The organism is Enterobacter adelaidei (assembly GCF_041937165.1).
GTDB lineage: Bacteria > Pseudomonadota > Gammaproteobacteria > Enterobacterales > Enterobacteriaceae > Enterobacter > Enterobacter adelaidei.
In genome coordinates this window covers 3,685,717-3,703,583 of record NZ_CP154353.1, presented here as the reverse complement: position 1 = coordinate 3,703,583, position 17,867 = coordinate 3,685,717, and the positions used below count along the sequence as shown (strand labels likewise).

The window sequence follows — 17,867 nt, the reverse complement described above, 5'->3', positions numbered from 1 at the left end:
GTTATGGACCAAAAACGTCTTACTCACCTGCGGCAGCTCGAAGCGGAAAGTATCCATATTATCCGCGAAGTGGCCGCCGAGTTTTCTAACCCGGTGATGATGTATTCCATCGGCAAAGACTCCAGCGTCATGCTGCATCTGGCGCGTAAAGCGTTTTACCCGGGTACGCTGCCGTTCCCGTTGCTGCATGTGGATACCGGCTGGAAATTCCGCGAAATGTACGAATTCCGCGACCGTACCGCCAAAGCCTATGGCTGCGAACTGCTGGTGCATAAAAACCCGGAAGGTGTGGCGATGGGCATCAACCCGTTCGTGCACGGCAGCGCCAAGCACACTGACATCATGAAAACCGAAGGGCTGAAGCAGGCGCTGAACAAATACGGTTTTGATGCGGCCTTCGGTGGCGCGCGTCGTGATGAGGAAAAATCCCGTGCGAAAGAGCGTATCTACTCTTTCCGTGACCGCTTCCACCGCTGGGACCCAAAAAACCAGCGCCCGGAGCTGTGGCACAACTACAACGGCCAGATCAACAAAGGCGAAAGCATTCGCGTCTTCCCGCTCTCCAACTGGACCGAGCTGGATATCTGGCAGTACATCTATCTGGAAAATATCGAGATCGTTCCGCTGTATCTGGCCGCTGAGCGTCCGGTACTGGAGCGCGACGGGATGCTGATGATGATCGACGACGATCGCATCGACCTGCAGCCAGGTGAAGTGATCAAAAAACAGATGGTGCGTTTCCGTACCCTCGGTTGCTGGCCATTGACCGGTGCGGTGGAATCCAGCGCGCAGACGCTGCCGGAGATCATCGAAGAGATGCTGGTGTCGACCACCAGTGAGCGACAGGGGCGCGTGATTGACCGCGACCAGGCAGGCTCCATGGAGCTGAAGAAACGTCAGGGTTATTTCTAAGGAGCCGCCATGAACACGACCATTGCTCAACAAATTGCCAAAGAAGGCGGCGTAGAAGCTTATCTGCACGCGCAACAACATAAGAGCTTGCTGCGCTTTCTGACCTGCGGCAGCGTGGATGACGGGAAAAGCACCCTGATTGGCCGTCTGCTGCACGACACGCGTCAGATTTACGAAGATCAGCTCTCTTCCCTGCATAACGACAGCAAACGTCACGGCACCCAGGGTGAAAAACTCGATCTGGCCCTGCTGGTGGATGGCCTGCAGGCGGAGCGCGAGCAGGGCATCACCATTGATGTGGCTTATCGTTACTTCTCTACCGAGAAGCGCAAATTTATTATCGCCGACACCCCGGGGCACGAGCAGTACACCCGTAACATGGCGACCGGCGCCTCCACCTGCGATCTGGCGATCCTGCTGATCGACGCCCGTAAAGGCGTGCTCGATCAAACCCGTCGTCACAGTTTTATTTCCACGCTGCTGGGGATCAAACACCTGGTAGTGGCAATCAATAAAATGGATCTGGTGAATTTCAGCGAAGAAAAATTCGATGAGATCCGCCAGAGCTACCTGACCTTTGCCGAACAGCTGCCAGGTAACCTGGACATTCGCTTTGTGCCGCTCTCGGCGCTGGAAGGCGATAACGTCGCGTCCCAGAGCACGAACATGCCGTGGTACAGCGGCCCGACGCTGCTGGAAGTGCTGGAAACCGTTCAAATTCAGCGTGTGGTTGATACCCAACCGATGCGTTTCCCGGTGCAGTACGTGAATCGTCCGAACCTCGATTTCCGTGGTTTTTCAGGCACTATTGCATCAGGTTCTGTGAAAGTGGGTCAGCGCGTCAAAGTGCTGCCATCGGGCGTAGAATCGGCTATTGCCCGTATTGTCACTTTTGACGGTGACCTGCCGGAGGCGGGAGCCGGTGAAGCGGTGACGCTGGTGCTGAAAGATGAGATTGATATCAGCCGCGGTGACCTGCTGGTGGATGCGCACGAAACGCTGACGGCGGTACAGGGCGCGTCCGTGGATGTGGTGTGGATGGCCGAACAGCCGCTGACCACTGGGCAAAGCTACGACATTAAAATTGCGGGCAAGAAAACTCGCGCCCGCGTGGACGGTATTCAGTTCCAGGTAGATATCAACAATCTGACCCAGCGTGACGTCACCGAGCTGCCGCTGAATGGCATCGGCCTGGTCGATCTGACCTTCGACGAGCCACTGGTGCTGGATCCGTATCAGCAAAACCCGGTCACGGGCGGGCTGATCTTTATCGACCGTCTGACTAACGTCACCGTCGGTGCCGGGATGGTGCGTGAGCCTAATGAACAGGCCGCCGTGGCGTCTGAGTTCAGCGCCTTCGAGCTGGAACTGAATGCGCTGGTGCGTAAACACTTCCCGCACTGGGGTGCGCGCGATCTGCTGGGAGGGAAGTAATGGCTGCTCATGATGAGAACGTCGTCTGGCATCCTCATCCGGTCACTGTCGCTCAGCGTGAGCAACTCCACGGTCACCGTGGGGTTGTGCTGTGGTTTACCGGGCTGTCGGGTTCCGGTAAATCCACGGTAGCGGGGGCGCTGGAAGAGGCGCTGTATCAGCAAGGCGTGAGCACATACCTGCTGGATGGTGACAACGTGCGCCATGGTCTGTGCAACGATTTGGGCTTCAGCGACGAAGACCGTAAAGAGAATATCCGTCGGGTAGGGGAAGTGGCGAGCCTGATGGCGGATGCCGGGCTGGTGGTCCTTACTGCGTTCATCTCTCCGCATCGGGCAGAGCGCCAGATGGTGCGTGAGCGCGTTGGGCAGGATCGCTTTATCGAAGTGTTTGTCGATACGCCGCTGGAGATTTGTGAAGCGCGCGATCCGAAAGGGCTGTACAAGAAAGCGCGTGCGGGTGAACTGCGAAATTTCACGGGAATAGACGCAGTATACGAAGCGCCTGAATCGCCTGAAATTCACCTGGAAGGTCAACAATTGGTAACAAATTTAGTAAGCCAATTATTAGACCTCCTCAGACGGGACGATATTATCAGATCCTGAGACGGTATCGTTTGGGCGCTATTTACCCGAGCGATGAGTCATGGTCACAGGATTAGCTATGCGCAACAGTGAAAACTACATCATTACCACCGGGTCGGAGCCGATAGCGACCGACGACGAGACGACCTGGTCATTTCCTGGGGCCATCGTCGGCTTCGTCTCGTGGTTACTGGCGCTGGGTATCCCGTTTCTCATTTACGGCGGTAATACGCTGTTCTTCTTTCTCTACACCTGGCCATTCTTCCTGGCGCTGATGCCCGTCGCGGTTGTCGTCGGCATTGCGTTGCATTCGCTACTCAATGGCAAACTCCTTTACAGTGCCGTGGTCACGATTGTGACGGTGGTCCTGATGTTTGGACTGTTATTTTTGTGGCTCATGGGCTAACTTCAGCCATAATTCAAACCGTAACCAACTGTGTGACGATATTGTGCAGGGCGATTCTGCGGAAAAAATGTGGTACATTTGCCCGCGATGTTGCGGCATCTCTGTACCCCCGGCGTAGTGCCCTGGGGCGTTTTGGGATGATGATGCCGTTTTTCAGGGGGCAGGATGGGTAAACTAACGCTGCTGTTGCTGGCTTTGCTAATCTGGCTGCAATATTCGCTGTGGTTCGGTAAAAACGGACTGCACGACTATAGCCGGGTGAGCGATGACGTTGCGGCTCAGCAGGCAACAAACGCCAAACTTAAGGCGCGAAACGATCAACTCTTTGCTGAAATTGATGACCTCAATGGCGGGCAAGAGGCGATTGAGGAACGCGCACGCAATGAACTCAGTATGACTAAGCCGGGCGAAACTTTTTATCGTCTGGTTCCGGATGCGTCTAAACGCAATCAGGGCTCAGCACAAAACAATCGATAATCAGGCCCAGGATTACGACATGGCAGTAACTTTTTCGGACGTATGCGCCGTGGTGCCGGCCGCAGGTTTTGGCCGGCGCATGCAGACAGAATGTCCCAAGCAATACCTCTCAATTGGCGATAAAACGATCCTCGAACATGCTGTGGCGGCGCTGCTGGCGCATCCACGTGTGAAGCGTGTGATCATCGCTATCAGCCCGGGCGATGCGCGCTTCGCGCAGTTACCGCTGGCAAATCATCCGCAGATTACCGTTGTCGATGGCGGTGCCGAGCGCGCCGATTCCGTGCTGGCGGGCATTCGGGCCGCCGGGGATGCCCGGTGGGTGCTGGTGCATGATGCCGCGCGTCCATGCCTGCATCAGGACGATCTCGCGCGCCTGCTGGCCCTGAGCGAAACAAGCAAGGTTGGCGGGATTCTCGCCGCGCCGGTGCGTGACACCATGAAACGCGCTGAGCCGGGTAAACGGGCTATCGCTCACACCGTTGATCGCGTCGATTTATGGCACGCGCTGACGCCACAATTTTTCCCCCGCGAATTACTCCATGACTGCTTAACGCGTGCGCTTAAAGAAGGTGCGACCATTACGGACGAAGCCTCAGCGATTGAGTATTGCGGTTTTCACCCTGAGCTTGTTGAAGGACGCGCTGATAATATAAAAGTGACGCGCCCTGAAGATTTACAGCTCGCGGAATTTTATCTTACCCGTTCGACCCATCAGGAGAAGGCATAATGCGAATTGGACACGGTTTTGATGTACACGCCTTTGGCGGAGAAGGCCCAATTATCATTGGCGGCGTACGTATTCCTTATGAAAAAGGGTTGCTGGCGCATTCTGATGGCGACGTGGCATTACATGCTTTAACCGATGCATTACTCGGTGCTGCTGCGCTGGGTGATATTGGCAAGCTTTTTCCTGACACGGATCCGGCCTTCAAAGGTGCGGATAGCCGTGCGTTGCTGCGTGAAGCCTGGCGTCGTATTCAGGCCAAAGGTTACACCCTGGGCAACGTCGATGTGACGATCATCGCTCAGGCACCAAAAATGTTGCCGCACATTCCTCAGATGCGCGTGTTTATTGCTGAAGATCTGGGTTGCCATATGGATGACGTCAATGTCAAAGCAACCACCACGGAGAAACTGGGCTTTACCGGCCGCGGCGAAGGGATTGCCTGTGAAGCCGTGGCGTTGCTGATGAAGGCGAACGCATGACAGACTTCGACAATCTGACATACCTCCACGGTAAACCGCAGGGGAACGGGGTGCTGAAAGCCAGCCCCGAAGACTTCCTCGTAGTCGAGGATCTGGGGTTCGCTCCCGATGGCGAAGGCGAACATATCCTGGTGCGCATTCTGAAAAATGGCTGCAATACCCGCTTTGTGGCCGATGCGCTGGCAAAATTCCTCAAAATTCATGCTCGTGAAGTGAGTTTTGCCGGACAGAAAGATAAACACGCCGTCACTGAACAGTGGCTATGCGCACGCGTTCCCGGCAATACGATGCCTGATTTAAGCAAATTTGAGCTTGAAGGCTGTAAGGTGCTGGAGTACGCCCGCCATAAACGCAAATTGCGTCTGGGCGCCTTGAAAGGTAATGATTTTACGCTGGTGCTACGCGAAATCACAAACCGCGATGACGTCGAGAAGCGTTTGGCTGCTATCAACGCCCATGGCGTGCCTAACTACTTTGGCGCTCAGCGCTTTGGTATTGGCGGCAGCAACCTGCAGGGCGCGCTGCGCTGGGCACAAAGTGATGCACCCGTCCGTGACAGGAATAAACGCAGTTTTTGGTTGTCTGCGGCGCGTAGTGCGTTGTTTAATCAGATTGTGAGCGAAAGGCTGAAAAAACCGGACGCGAATCAAGTTGTTGTTGGCGATGCGCTACAATTAGCGGGACGCGGAAGCTGGTTTGTGGCAACGGCCGAAGAAATGGCCGATGTTCAGTCGCGCGTGGATGCCAAAACGCTGATGATTACCGCCGCGTTGCCCGGTACGGGCGAGTGGGGGACGCAGGGCGATGCGCTGGCTGCGGAGCAGTCTGCCGTTGCGAATGCACAAGAATTACAATCATTGCTGGTGCGGGAAAAAGTCGAAGCAGCACGCCGCGCGATGCTGCTCTATCCGCAGCAGTTAAGCTGGAACTGGTGGGATGACGTAACCGTCGAGTTACGCTTCTGGCTGCCGGCAGGTAGCTTTGCCACCAGTGTTGTCAGGGAACTTATCAACACATCGGGTGATTATGCGAATATTGCTGAGTAACGATGACGGGATCCACGCGCCGGGCATTCAGACCCTGGCGAAACACCTTCGCGAATTTGCGGATGTGCAGGTCGTGGCCCCCGATCGTAACCGCAGTGGAGCGTCTAACTCACTGACGCTGGAGTCGTCGCTTCGCACTTTTACCTTTGAAAATGGCGATATTGCCGTGCAGATGGGCACGCCGACAGACTGCGTATTTCTGGGCGTGAACGCGTTAATGCGACCGCGCCCGGATATCGTCGTCTCGGGTATTAACGCCGGCCCAAATCTCGGCGATGACGTGATTTACTCCGGTACCGTGGCAGCCGCAATGGAAGGACGACATCTGGGGTTCCCTGCCCTGGCGGTCTCGTTAAACGGTCACACGCATTACGACACCGCAGCCGTGGTGACCTGCTCGATCCTGCGCGCGCTCAGCCGTGAGCCGCTGCGTACCGGGCGCATCCTCAATATCAACGTGCCGGATCTCCCTCTGAATGAAATTAAAGGCATTCGCGTCACGCGATGCGGAAGCCGGCACCCGGCCGATCAGGTGATCCCGCAGCAGGATCCACGTGGGAATACGCTTTACTGGATCGGTCCTCCCGGCGATAAGTGCGATGCGGGTCCTGATACCGACTTTGCCGCCGTGGATGAAGGCTATGTTTCGGTTACACCGCTGCACGTAGATTTAACCGCGTATAGCGCGCATGATGTGGTGTCGGGCTGGCTGGATCGCGCAGGAGTGAACGCGCAATGGTAAACAAACGTGTACAAACTCTTCTGGAACAACTACGCGCGCAGGGGATCCGCGACGAGCACGTGCTTGAAGCGCTCGCTCAGGTTCCGCGTGAGAAATTTGTAGACGAGGCGTTTGAACACAAAGCGTGGGAAAACGTGGCGCTGCCTATTGGGCAGGGCCAGACGATTTCGCAGCCCTACATGGTGGCGCGCATGACGGAGCTTCTGGAGCTGACTCCCGACTCCCGTGTACTGGAAATTGGCACCGGATCGGGGTATCAGACCGCCATCCTGGCGCATCTGGTTCATCATGTGTGCTCCGTTGAGCGTATTAAAGGTTTGCAGTGGCAGGCGCGTCGTCGCCTGAAACAACTTGATTTACATAATGTTTCGACACGACACGGTGATGGATGGCAGGGTTGGAAGGCTCGCGCCCCGTTTGACGCTATCATCGTGACGGCGGCCCCGCCTGAAATTCCTGCAGCCCTGTTGTCGCAGCTGGATGAGGGGGGCATTCTTGTTTTGCCTGTCGGGGACGAGCAGCAGCTTTTGAAGCGCGTTCGTCGACGTGGCGGCGAGTTTATTATCGACACCGTGGAAGCCGTGCGTTTTGTGCCTCTGGTAAAGGGGGAGTTGGCCTGAGACTCGGAATTATCCAGGGTTATTAAGGCAAATTCAGCGTATGGTGTGGCGCGAAAGAGTCGTGCCTTCACGGTAAATTTTAAGTCACTGGTAGTTAACACATTCCTGGGGGATAAATGAGCGCGGGAAGCCCTAAATTCACCATCAGCCGTGTTGCGGCATTATCACTGGTTTCGCTTTGGCTGGCAGGCTGTACAAGTTCTAACAACGCGCCTGCGCCCGTCAGTTCCGTCGGCGGAAACAGCGGCTCCGGTAGCACGTCCAGCGGAATGTTGATCACGCCGCCACCTAAAATGGGTACTGCTGCGCCGCAGCAAACACCACAAATTCAGCCTGTGCAACATCCTGTTACACAGCCAATGCAGGTTCAGCCAGTTGAACAACCTGTCCAGACCCAAAATGGCCGCATAGTTTATAACCGTCAGTATGGGAACATTCCTAAAGGCAGCTATACCGGCGGCAGTACCTATACCGTGAAACGCGGGGATACGCTGTTCTATATTGCGTGGATTACCGGGAACGATTTCCGTGACCTCGCCCAGCGTAACAACGTTCAGGCGCCGTATGGACTGGAAGTGGGCCAAACGCTTCAGGTTGGCAACGCCACAGGCAAGCCACTTACGCCAGGTAACACCGTTTCTGCGGCCGATGTGACTGCACAAAATAACAGCGTTAAGCCTGCACAAAAATCCACCACAGTGGTTGCTTCACAACCTGTAATTACGTATTCTGAGGATTCAGGTGATCAGACTGCTAACAAAATGTTGCCGAATAATAAAGGGACTGCGACTGTTGTCACAGCACCCGTGACGGCACCTGTGGTTAGCTCTACTGAACCGACTGCCAGCAGTATGACGTCCAGTTCGCCAATTTCTACATGGCGCTGGCCAACTGACGGCAAGGTTATCGAAAACTTCTCTTCCTCCGAAGGTGGAAATAAAGGGATCGATATCGCAGGGAGTAAGGGACAGGCTATCATCGCGACCGCAGATGGACGTGTTGTATATGCCGGTAACGCTCTGCGCGGTTACGGTAATCTTATTATCATCAAACATAACGATGATTACCTGAGTGCCTACGCCCATAACGACACAATGCTGGTCCGGGAACAACAAGAAGTTAAGGCGGGGCAAAAAATCGCTACTATGGGTAGCACCGGAACCAGTTCTACACGCTTGCATTTTGAAATTCGTTACAAGGGGAAATCCGTAAACCCGCTGCAGTACTTGCCGCAGCGATAATTTGACGGGGCATGCCAGCCAGGGTGTCTCGTTCAGGGATCACGGGTAGGAGCCACCTTATGAGTCAGAATACGCTGAAAGTTCATGATTTAAATGAAGACGCGGAATTTGATGAGAACGGAGTAGAGGCTTTTGACGAAAAAGCCTTAGTAGAAGAGGAACCCAGTGATAACGATTTGGCTGAAGAAGAGCTGTTATCGCAGGGTGCCACACAGCGTGTACTGGACGCGACTCAGCTTTACCTTGGGGAGATTGGTTACTCCCCACTGTTAACGGCCGAAGAAGAAGTCTATTTCGCACGTCGTGCTTTGCGTGGTGATGTTGCCTCGCGTCGTCGCATGATTGAAAGTAACTTGCGACTGGTCGTGAAAATTGCTCGCCGTTACGGCAATCGTGGTCTGGCTCTGCTGGATCTGATTGAAGAGGGCAACTTAGGCCTCATCCGCGCAGTTGAGAAGTTTGACCCGGAACGCGGGTTCCGTTTCTCAACCTACGCGACCTGGTGGATTCGTCAGACCATCGAACGGGCTATTATGAACCAGACCCGTACGATCCGCCTGCCGATTCACATCGTCAAAGAGTTGAACGTTTATCTGCGTACCGCGCGCGAGTTGTCCCATAAACTGGACCACGAGCCAAGCGCAGAAGAAATTGCCGAACAACTCGACAAACCGGTTGATGACGTAAGCCGTATGCTGCGTCTCAACGAGCGCATTACCTCTGTTGACACCCCGCTGGGTGGCGACTCCGAAAAAGCGCTGCTGGATATCCTGGCCGATGAAAAAGACAACGGCCCGGAAGACACCACGCAGGACGATGACATGAAACAGAGCATCGTCAAATGGCTGTTCGAACTGAACGCCAAACAGCGTGAAGTGCTGGCGCGTCGTTTCGGTTTACTGGGGTATGAAGCTGCAACACTGGAAGACGTCGGCCGCGAAATTGGCCTGACCCGTGAACGTGTTCGTCAGATTCAGGTTGAAGGTCTGCGCCGCCTGCGTGAAATCCTGCAGGGGCAAGGTCTGAATATCGAAGCGCTGTTCCGCGAATAAGCAACCTTTTTCTTTTTTTCTACGGCTGTGCTGTTTCGTGCAGCAAACGCCACGTGATCAAATCCCCTTCCAGATTAAGCAGGGCGGTTGACCAGCGCACGTTGACCGGGTGATCGGGACGAGTTTGCGTCTCCCGGTAGTGAAGCAGCGCTCCGTGGCTCCATGTCTGTCGAGTTGTTAATTCATCGATGACGATCTTCAGTCCGGGACGGCTTCCGCGCTGTTTTTCCAGAAAGCTGACAAGACCGTCATAGTTGATATGGGTCCCCCGAGGCGGGACCATCAAAAAATCAGGCCGGAAACGGGCGAGCAGGGCGTCAATATCACCTTCGCCATTACCTAACCAGCTTTCGAGCGCAATGTGGAGGTCGATAATCTCTTGTTCGAAAAGCGTCATGAATTCTCCTGTCGCAGTTGTGTTAGCACCTGCTTATTGTTAAGACGAAAAGCATACAGTACAGGCAATAAGGTGATGCCTGCGGCAAAAATAAACATCCCGTGCCACGCGGCGAGAGGTGTCAGATATATCTGGGCCAGGTTCAGCATCTGTGCCAGTAGCAGGGCTCCGGCAAAAAAGCTCAACTGGCGATTAAGATTCCACAGGGCGCTGGCATCCGGCATCTCTTCCCGGCGCGTCGTCAAAAAAGCACTACTCTGAGCCGTGCTGCTGCAAAGACTGCCTCCTGCTCCCATCAATACAAACGCAACGGTGGGTAACAGCGCTGTTGTGGCTGAGTTGACGTTGAGCAACAGCAAAATGCCCAGCGCCTGAAGCAGGCAACCCGTGACAATAAGTGGCCGAGGACCGATGCGGTTAAAGTAGCGGCCCGTCGCTGTGATCGCCATGAATGATGCCAGAGACCATGGCAGCATGAGCATTCCCGTTTCGGCAGGCGTCATGTTCGCTTCGTTCTGAAGATAAAACATACCCGTTACGTTCACCCCAATAAACATGCCGGGTACACATAAATAGACCAGCATGGAAAAACGCAGAAGTGGATTCATCAGCAAAGGCAGATTTAACAGCCTGGTCGCTTTCATCGGTGGCATTTCGTGTTTCAGCCACAGGGAGGCCAACATAAACGTCACCACCGCAACGGGAAGGGTGGCAAAAAATATCCACCGCCAGCTTAGCATCTGCACCAGAACTCCCCCGATTGCAGGCGAGCAAGCGGGAGCAAGCAACGCCACCAGCATGACCGCTGAAGAAAGTCTGGCACGCTCGTGGGGATTATACTGTTGCCAGGTCAGTGCTTGTCCGACGGGGATCAATAAGCCTCCTCCCACTCCCTGCAGTACTCGCCAGGCAATCAGGCTTCCCAGTGAGGAAGACAAGCCTGCGGCAACAGAGGTTGCGCTGAACAGTAAAAGCGAGAGCAGGATGACGCGCTTTGGCCCGATGCGGCGTGTCAGCACGGTGCTAAAGGGGATCACCAGCGTCAACCCGGCAATATACCCGTTACTGACCCAGGCAAGTGCTGAAGGCGTAGCGTTAAACGTGTGCGCTATTGCCGGAAAGGCGACACTGGCAATAAACATGTTGATCAAATCAAGAAAAAAGCCCAGCAGATAAACAACGGCGACTTTACTGCGATACGTCATGGCGGTTCCTCCCGTGAGGTGGCGTATCGTAGCGGCCCGGGAGGTACGGATAAATGCGACAAAGCGAGATATACTGTCAAATACATTTTGACAGTAAAAAGAGTGACGATGATTAATTTACAGCGGACGGCAATGTTTGTAGCGGTAGCGGATACCGGCAGTTTCACTGCGGCGGCCGACGCGATGGGGCTGACAAAAGCTGTGGTTAGCTTCAATATCCGCCAGCTCGAAGCTGAACTGGGCGTCACCCTGTTGCTGCGTTCCACCCGACGTCTGACCTTAACCGAGGCAGGCGTGCTTTTCCATCAACGCAGCGTCGCGCTTCTGAAAGATGCAGAGCAATTGCAGGACGATGTACGCGCGAATCATGGCGGGCTCACGGGGGAATTGCGGATCACGACAACACCGGAGTATGGCTCACGAGTCGTGGTTCCCTTGCTGGCCAGGTTTAGCCAACAGCATCCTGATCTTCGCGTAAGACATGTTTCGTCGTCGCTGCATGCCGACCTAATTTCAGAGCGCTTTGATGTCGCCATCCGGCTGGGGACGCTCGCCGACTCGCGCTATCACGCAGCTGCGATCTCGCACTTCTCCATCCTGCCCGTCGCGACGCCCGAGTGGCTGGCGAAAAATCCAATTGAATCGCTGGAACATCTGGCACAAGCTGACTGGCTCGTTCACGAGCGTCTGACCTCGCCGTTGCACTGGCAGGTAAAAGATGCCAGCGGGGCATCAGAGACGCTGGAGATTAAAAAAGCACCGCGTTTGTTTGCGGACAGTGCGCAGGCGCTAATGGCCTTTGCACTTGCAGGAAGTGGTGTGGCGTTACTACCGGAATGGCTGGTGCGTGAGGCACTGGATGCGCGAAATCTGGTGTCGGTTTTACCGGGATACACCTTTGCGAAGCAGGGCATCTACGCGGTTTATCCTGATGCCCGGCATGTACCCGCAAAAGTGCGTAGCTTTATCGATTTTATGCGCACCAGCGTGAATTAATCGTGCATCATCTTTTTGATGAGCGCAGAGAACTGCTCCCGCTCGGCCTTGTTTAGACGTCCTAAAAACGCCTCATCCACCTCATTGCCAACCGGTTTACAGCCTGCAAGCAGGGCTTCTCCTTCTGGCGTCAGGAAGACAAACCGGCGGCGCTTATCCGCAGGATCGAGTTCACGTTTGACCAGCCCGCGCGCCTCCATGCGGCTTAGCATTTCTGCCAGCGTCGCTTTTGTGCTAACCGCGACTTCGGTCAATGCCACCTGTTCAATGCCAGGATGCTCGGCAATTGAGCGCATGACCGCATACTGCGGCTTGGTCAGTTCCGGCAATGCGTGCTGCCACTGCGCGGTATGCTGTTGAAAAAGCTGACGTAACAGGTGGAACGCCTCTTGTCTTAGTTCCATGAACACTCCGACGGAAAAAATCTCCCACTATGATAGCCGCTATTGCTCCGGATTTTAACGCGGCATTTTTTAGCGATTCGTGTGATCGTGTGCGAACGATCTTGTCAGGAAAATGGTTCGGGAGTAGTTTAGTTTTAATGTTCGTGTACGAACAAAGCAATTGAGGTGCTGAATGAGATTGATCGTGGGAATGACAGGGGCGACAGGCGCTCCGCTGGGCGTGGCGCTACTCCAGGCCTTGCGGGAGATTCCGGAGGTGGAGACCCACCTGGTTATGTCGAAGTGGGCAAAAACCACCATTGAGCTGGAAACGCCTTACACCGCGCAGGACGTTGCTGCTTTGGCTGACGTTGTCCACAGTCCGGCTGACCAGGCCGCCACCATCTCATCAGGCTCATTTCGCACCGACGGCATGATCGTCATTCCCTGCAGCATGAAAACGCTGGCGGGGATCCGCGCAGGCTACGCCGAAGGGCTGGTGGGACGCGCGGCGGATGTGGTGCTGAAAGAGGGGCGTAAGCTGGTGCTGGTTCCCCGTGAAACGCCGCTCAGCACCGTTCATCTGGAGAATATGCTTGCGCTTTCCCGCATGGGCGTGGCGATGGTGCCGCCCATGCCTGCGTATTACAACCACCCGCAAACCGCCGATGACATTACCCAGCATATTGTGACCCGCGTGCTTGACCAGTTTGGTCTGGAGCATAAAAAGGCACGCCGCTGGAACGGGTTGCAGGAGGCGAAACATTTTTCACAGGAGAATAAAGATGGCATTTGATGATTTGAGAAGCTTCCTGCAGGCGCTCGATGAGCAAGGGCAACTGCTGAAAATTGAGGAAGAGGTAAACGCCGAGCCGGATCTGGCTGCGGCAGCCAACGCAACGGGACGTATTGGCGACGGTGCCCCCGCGCTGTGGTTCGACAACATTCGCGGGTTTACCGATGCCCGTGTCGTGATGAATACGATTGGCTCCTGGCAGAATCACGCCATTTCGATGGGGCTGCCTGCGAACACCCCGGTCAAAAAACAGATCGACGAGTTTATCCGCCGCTGGGATAAATTCCCCGTCACACCGGAGCGCCGCGCTAACCCGGCCTGGGCGCAGAATACGGTGGACGGTGAAGACATTAACCTGTTCGATATCCTGCCGCTGTTTCGCCTGAATGATGGTGACGGTGGTTTTTATCTTGATAAAGCCTGCGTTGTCTCGCGCGATCCGCTGGACCCCGATCATTTTGGCAAGCAAAACGTCGGTATTTACCGCATGGAAGTGAAGGGCAAGCGCAAGCTCGGCCTGCAGCCGGTACCGATGCACGACATTGCTCTGCATCTGCACAAAGCGGAAGAGCGCGGGGAAGATCTGCCGATTGCGATAACGCTTGGCAACGATCCAATCATCACGCTCATGGGCGCTACACCGCTTAAATACGATCAGTCTGAGTATGAGATGGCTGGCGCGCTGCGTGAAAGCCCGTATCCCATTGCTACCGCACCGCTGACCGGTTTCGACGTGCCGTGGGGGTCAGAAGTGATCCTCGAAGGGGTGATCGAAGGCCGCAAGCGTGAGATAGAAGGGCCGTTTGGTGAGTTTACTGGCCACTATTCCGGTGGCCGTAACATGACAGTGGTGCGTATTGATAAAGTTTCATACCGCACCAAACCGATTTTCGAATCCCTCTACCTCGGCATGCCGTGGACCGAGATTGACTATCTGATGGGGCCAGCCACCTGCGTGCCGCTCTACCAGCAGCTAAAAGCGGAATTCCCGGAAGTGCAGGCGGTGAATGCGATGTACACCCACGGTCTGCTGGCGATTATCTCTACTAAAAAACGCTACGGCGGTTTTGCTCGTGCGGTTGGTTTACGTGCCATGACCACGCCGCACGGTCTGGGCTACGTGAAAATGGTCATTATGGTGGATGAGGATGTCGATCCGTTCAACCTGCCACAGGTTATGTGGGCGCTGTCATCGAAAGTGAACCCGGCAGGTGATCTGGTGCAGTTGCCGAACATGTCAGTGCTTGAACTTGACCCTGGTTCGAGCCCGGCGGGTATTACCGACAAGCTGATTATTGATGCTACGACGCCAGTTGCACCGGACACCCGTGGCCACTACAGCCAGCCGGTACAGGATTTACCCGAAACTAAAGCCTGGGCGGAAAAACTGACCGCGATGCTGGCTGCACGTCAATAAGGAGGAAAAGATGATTTGTCCACGTTGTGCCGATGAACACATTGAAGTAATGGCGACATCTCCCGTGAAAGGGGTCTGGACTGTGTATCAGTGCCAGCATTGCCTGTATACCTGGCGTGATACTGAACCGCTGCGCCGTACCAGCCGGGATCACTATCCGGAAGCATTTCGCATGACGCAGAAGGATATTGACGAGGCACCACAGGTGCCGACCATTCCGCCGTTGCTGTAAAAAAAAGCCCGGTGGCGCTGCGCTTACCGGGCTTACGGGTTGTGTAGGCCGGGTAAGGCGAAGCCGCCACCCGGCAAAAAACTACACTAAACTCTTCAACCGATAAATCCACTCCAGCGCCTGACGTGGCGTCAGGGAATCCGGGTCGAGGTTTTCCAGGGCTTCTACTGCTGGCGACGTCTCTTCCGCTGGTGCTAACAGCGACATCTGTGTGCCATCAATCTGCGTTGCAGCCGCATTCGGTGAGAGGCTTTCCAGCTCACGCAGTTTCTGACGCGCGCGTTTAATCACCTCTTTAGGAACACCCGCCAGCGCTGCGACGGCCAGGCCATAGCTCTTGCTCGCCGCGCCATCCTGCACCGTGTGCATAAAGGCGATAGTGTCGCCGTGTTCCAGCGCATCAAGGTGGACATTAGCAACCCCTTCCATTTTCTCCGGCAACTGTGTCAGCTCGAAATAGTGGGTTGCGAACAGGGTCATTGCCTTGATCTTATTCGCCAGACTTTCAGCACAGGCCCATGCCAGTGACAGACCATCATAGGTTGATGTTCCGCGTCCGACTTCGTCCATCAGCACCAGGCTGTGTTCCGTCGCGTTATGCAGAATGTTAGCCGTTTCGGTCATTTCAACCATGAAGGTTGAGCGGCCGCTAGCCAGATCGTCCGCTGCGCCCACGCGGGTAAAGATGCGGTCGATGGGGCCAATCTCCACGTTTTGCGCCGGGACGTAGCTGCCGATGTAAGCGAGCAGCGCGATCAGCGCTGTCTGGCGCATGTAGGTACTCTTACCGCCCATGTTCGGGCCGGTAATGATCAGCATCCTTCTCTGCGGTGACAGGTTCAGGGGGTTAGCGATGAACGGTTCGTTCAGCACCTGCTCTACCACCGGGTGACGACCTTCGGTAATGCGAATGCCGGGTTTGTCGGTAAAGGTCGGGCAGGTATAGTTCAGTGTTTCAGCACGTTCCGCCAGATTCACCAGCACGTCCAGTTCCGCCAGCGCGCTGGCGCTCAGTTGCAGGTCGGCCAGGTGCGGCATCAGCATGTCAAACAGCTCGTCATACAGCTGTTTTTCCAGAGCCAGCGCTTTGCCTTTCGAGGTGAGAACTTTGTCCTCGTACTCTTTCAGCTCAGGAATAATGTAGCGTTCAGCATTTTTCAACGTCTGACGACGCACGTAGTGAATCGGTGCCAGGTGGCTCTGCCCGCGGCTGATCTGAATATAGTAACCGTGTACCGCGTTATAGCCCACTTTCAGGGTGTCGAGCCCAAGTCGCTCGCGCTCGCGGATTTCCAGCTTATCAAGGTAGTCTGTTGCGCCGTCGGCCAGCGCGCGCCATTCGTCCAGCTCCTCGTTGTAGCCTGGGGCAATCACGCCACCATCACGCACCAGAACCGGAGGCGCATCGATAATAGCGCGCTCCAGCAGTTCGCGAAGCTCGGTAAATTCGCCCATGGTTTCGCGGAGTTTCTGAACGGGGCCGCTGTCTACGTCGCTTAACTGAGTACGCAGTTCCGGCAGCTGCTGAAAAGCATGACGCATCCGCGCAAGATCGCGTGGGCGCGCTGTCCGCAGAGCCAGACGGGCCAGGATACGTTCCAGATCGCCTACCTGGCGCAGGACCGGCTGCAGCTCGGTATAACGATCCTGCAACGCAGCAATCGTCTGCTGACGGCAAACCAGCGTATCGGTATCCCGAATCGGCATATGCAGCCAACGTTTAAGCATACGGCTGCCCATCGGCGTCACCGTACTGTCGAGGACCGAGGCGAGCGTATTCTCGACGCCACCCGCCAGGTTCTGGGTGATCTCCAGGTTACGGCGCGTAGCGGCATCCATGATGATGCTGTCCTGCTGGCGCTCCATCGTGATAGAGCGGATATGCGGCAGGGCGGTGCGCTGGGTGTCTTTCACGTACTGCAGAAGACAACCTGCTGCGCACAGTCCGCGCGGGGCGTTTTCGACGCCAAAGCCAATCAGATCGCGGGTGCCAAACTGGAGATTCAGTTGCTGACGCGCGGTATCAATTTCGAACTCCCAAAGCGGACGGCGGCGCAATCCACGACGGCCTTCGATAAGCGCCATTTCGGCGAAATCCTCGGCATAGAGTAATTCTGCCGGGTTGGTGCGCTGCAATTCGGCAGCCATCGTTTCACGGTCAGCCGGTTCACTCAGACGAAAACGTCCGGAGCTGATGTCGAGCGTCGCGTAGCCAAACCCTTTGCTGTCCTGCCAGAGTGCCGCCAGCAGGTTATCCTGACGCTCCTGCAGCAGGGCTTCATCACTGATGGTACCTGGCGTGACGATGCGCACAACTTTGCGCTCAACCGGACCTTTCGAGGTCGCCGGGTCGCCTATCTGTTCGCAGATAGCGACGGACTCGCCCTGATTCACCAGTTTGGCCAGGTAGTTTTCTACCGCGTGATGCGGGATACCTGCCATAGGAATGGGTTCACCCGCCGATGCACCACGTTTGGTCAGCGAGATGTCGAGCAACTGCGATGCACGCTTAGCATCGTCATAAAACAGCTCGTAAAAATCGCCCATGCGGTAAAACAGCAGGATTTCCGGATGCTGTGCCTTCAGCTTCAGATACTGCTGCATCATTGGGGTATGGCTAGAGAAGTCCTTATCAATGTCTTCATTCATATTGATTTTACTCATTTTTTAATTCTTTCAAGTGCTCATGTGGCCCCAAGTAAAACCCCTTTAAACCCA

The 17,867-nt window shown here is 55.4% G+C and carries 20 protein-coding genes; 16 read left to right on the top strand and 4 right to left on the bottom strand.

Annotation, left to right across the window (positions count from 1 at the left end; all coding sequences use genetic code 11):
- Nucleotides 1-3 precede the first annotated feature (3 nt).
- From cysD to rpoS, 12 genes are all read left to right on the top strand, one after another.
- Complete coding sequence (gene cysD, locus AAHF05_RS18025) at nucleotides 4-912, top strand: sulfate adenylyltransferase subunit CysD (RefSeq protein WP_006811770.1); 909 nt, start codon at nucleotides 4-6, stop codon at nucleotides 910-912.
- Nucleotides 913-921: 9 nt separating this feature from the next.
- Complete coding sequence (gene cysN, locus AAHF05_RS18020; RefSeq protein WP_129323634.1) at nucleotides 922-2,346, top strand: sulfate adenylyltransferase subunit CysN; 1,425 nt, start codon at nucleotides 922-924, stop codon at nucleotides 2,344-2,346.
- On the top strand, nucleotides 2,346-2,951 hold the full coding sequence (gene cysC / locus AAHF05_RS18015; RefSeq protein ID WP_049007380.1) for an adenylyl-sulfate kinase: 606 nt from the start codon (nucleotides 2,346-2,348) through the stop codon (nucleotides 2,949-2,951). The genes cysN and cysC overlap by 1 nt, the downstream gene beginning before the upstream one ends.
- A gap of 58 nt (nucleotides 2,952-3,009) precedes the next feature.
- On the top strand, nucleotides 3,010-3,336 hold the full coding sequence (locus tag AAHF05_RS18010) for a DUF3561 family protein (RefSeq protein WP_028016864.1): 327 nt from the start codon (nucleotides 3,010-3,012) through the stop codon (nucleotides 3,334-3,336).
- A gap of 165 nt (nucleotides 3,337-3,501) precedes the next feature.
- Nucleotides 3,502-3,813 carry a cell division protein FtsB gene (gene ftsB, locus AAHF05_RS18005; RefSeq protein ID WP_008499609.1) on the top strand — a complete coding sequence of 104 codons (312 nt, stop codon included), beginning with the start codon at nucleotides 3,502-3,504 and terminating at the stop codon, nucleotides 3,811-3,813.
- Between the two features lie 19 nt (nucleotides 3,814-3,832).
- Nucleotides 3,833-4,543, top strand: a complete 711-nt coding sequence (ispD, locus tag AAHF05_RS18000; RefSeq protein WP_108091040.1) for a 2-C-methyl-D-erythritol 4-phosphate cytidylyltransferase — start codon at nucleotides 3,833-3,835, stop codon at nucleotides 4,541-4,543.
- Complete coding sequence (gene ispF / locus AAHF05_RS17995; protein ID WP_028016862.1) at nucleotides 4,543-5,022, top strand: 2-C-methyl-D-erythritol 2,4-cyclodiphosphate synthase; 480 nt, start codon at nucleotides 4,543-4,545, stop codon at nucleotides 5,020-5,022. The genes ispD and ispF overlap by 1 nt, the downstream gene beginning before the upstream one ends.
- Complete coding sequence (gene truD / locus AAHF05_RS17990; protein ID WP_108091039.1) at nucleotides 5,019-6,068, top strand: tRNA pseudouridine(13) synthase TruD; 1,050 nt, start codon at nucleotides 5,019-5,021, stop codon at nucleotides 6,066-6,068. Before ispF ends, truD begins: the two co-directional genes overlap by 4 nt.
- Complete coding sequence (gene surE / locus AAHF05_RS17985; RefSeq protein ID WP_028016860.1) at nucleotides 6,049-6,810, top strand: 5'/3'-nucleotidase SurE; 762 nt, start codon at nucleotides 6,049-6,051, stop codon at nucleotides 6,808-6,810. The genes truD and surE overlap by 20 nt, the downstream gene beginning before the upstream one ends.
- Nucleotides 6,804-7,430: a protein-L-isoaspartate(D-aspartate) O-methyltransferase gene (locus AAHF05_RS17980; RefSeq protein ID WP_023333224.1), complete on the top strand. Its 627-nt coding sequence runs from the start codon at nucleotides 6,804-6,806 to the stop codon at nucleotides 7,428-7,430. The genes surE and AAHF05_RS17980 overlap by 7 nt, the downstream gene beginning before the upstream one ends.
- Before the next feature lie 116 nt (nucleotides 7,431-7,546).
- On the top strand, nucleotides 7,547-8,671 hold the full coding sequence (nlpD, locus tag AAHF05_RS17975; RefSeq protein WP_028016859.1) for a murein hydrolase activator NlpD: 1,125 nt from the start codon (nucleotides 7,547-7,549) through the stop codon (nucleotides 8,669-8,671).
- Between the two features lie 59 nt (nucleotides 8,672-8,730).
- Nucleotides 8,731-9,723 carry an RNA polymerase sigma factor RpoS gene (gene rpoS / locus AAHF05_RS17970; protein ID WP_008499600.1) on the top strand — a complete coding sequence of 331 codons (993 nt, stop codon included), beginning with the start codon at nucleotides 8,731-8,733 and terminating at the stop codon, nucleotides 9,721-9,723.
- 19 nt (nucleotides 9,724-9,742) lie between these two features.
- On the opposite strand, the gene AAHF05_RS17965 is transcribed toward rpoS, so the two are convergent.
- Together AAHF05_RS17965 and AAHF05_RS17960 are read right to left on the bottom strand one after the other, a co-directional pair.
- On the bottom strand, nucleotides 9,743-10,120 hold the full coding sequence (locus AAHF05_RS17965) for a DUF4440 domain-containing protein (protein ID WP_129323633.1): 378 nt from the start codon (nucleotides 10,118-10,120) through the stop codon (nucleotides 9,743-9,745).
- Entirely contained in the window at nucleotides 10,117-11,325 is a 1,209-nt protein-coding gene (locus AAHF05_RS17960; protein ID WP_129323632.1) for an MFS transporter, read from the bottom strand. Before AAHF05_RS17960 ends, AAHF05_RS17965 begins: the two co-directional genes overlap by 4 nt.
- A 108-nt stretch (nucleotides 11,326-11,433) precedes the next feature.
- On the opposite strand from AAHF05_RS17960, the gene AAHF05_RS17955 reads away from it, so the two are divergent.
- Entirely contained in the window at nucleotides 11,434-12,321 is an 888-nt protein-coding gene (locus AAHF05_RS17955; protein WP_129323631.1) for a LysR family transcriptional regulator, read from the top strand.
- Here the strand turns inward: AAHF05_RS17955 and AAHF05_RS17950 are convergent.
- On the bottom strand, nucleotides 12,318-12,725 hold the full coding sequence (locus AAHF05_RS17950) for a MarR family winged helix-turn-helix transcriptional regulator (protein WP_049007385.1): 408 nt from the start codon (nucleotides 12,723-12,725) through the stop codon (nucleotides 12,318-12,320). The two genes, AAHF05_RS17955 and AAHF05_RS17950, sit on opposite strands and share 4 nt — an antisense overlap.
- Before the next feature lie 172 nt (nucleotides 12,726-12,897).
- On the opposite strand from AAHF05_RS17950, the gene AAHF05_RS17945 reads away from it, so the two are divergent.
- Genes AAHF05_RS17945 through AAHF05_RS17935 form a run of 3 tightly spaced genes read left to right on the top strand, consistent with a single transcriptional unit; the run spans nucleotide 12,898 to nucleotide 15,149 of the window.
- Nucleotides 12,898-13,500 carry a non-oxidative hydroxyarylic acid decarboxylases subunit B gene (locus tag AAHF05_RS17945; RefSeq protein WP_049007386.1) on the top strand — a complete coding sequence of 201 codons (603 nt, stop codon included), beginning with the start codon at nucleotides 12,898-12,900 and terminating at the stop codon, nucleotides 13,498-13,500.
- A complete protein-coding gene (locus tag AAHF05_RS17940; protein WP_023308982.1) occupies nucleotides 13,490-14,917 on the top strand; it encodes a non-oxidative hydroxyarylic acid decarboxylases subunit C in 1,428 nt (475 codons plus the stop codon). Before AAHF05_RS17945 ends, AAHF05_RS17940 begins: the two co-directional genes overlap by 11 nt.
- Nucleotides 14,918-14,927: 10 nt before the next feature.
- The gene (locus AAHF05_RS17935; RefSeq protein WP_028016852.1) at nucleotides 14,928-15,149 is read left to right on the top strand and encodes a non-oxidative hydroxyarylic acid decarboxylases subunit D; all 222 of its coding nucleotides are present in this window, start codon (nucleotides 14,928-14,930) and stop codon (nucleotides 15,147-15,149) included.
- Between the two features lie 81 nt (nucleotides 15,150-15,230).
- Here the strand turns inward: AAHF05_RS17935 and mutS are convergent, their stop codons facing one another.
- Entirely contained in the window at nucleotides 15,231-17,798 is a 2,568-nt protein-coding gene (gene mutS, locus AAHF05_RS17930; protein WP_129323765.1) for a DNA mismatch repair protein MutS, read from the bottom strand.
- Between the last annotated feature and the right edge of the window lie 69 nt (nucleotides 17,799-17,867).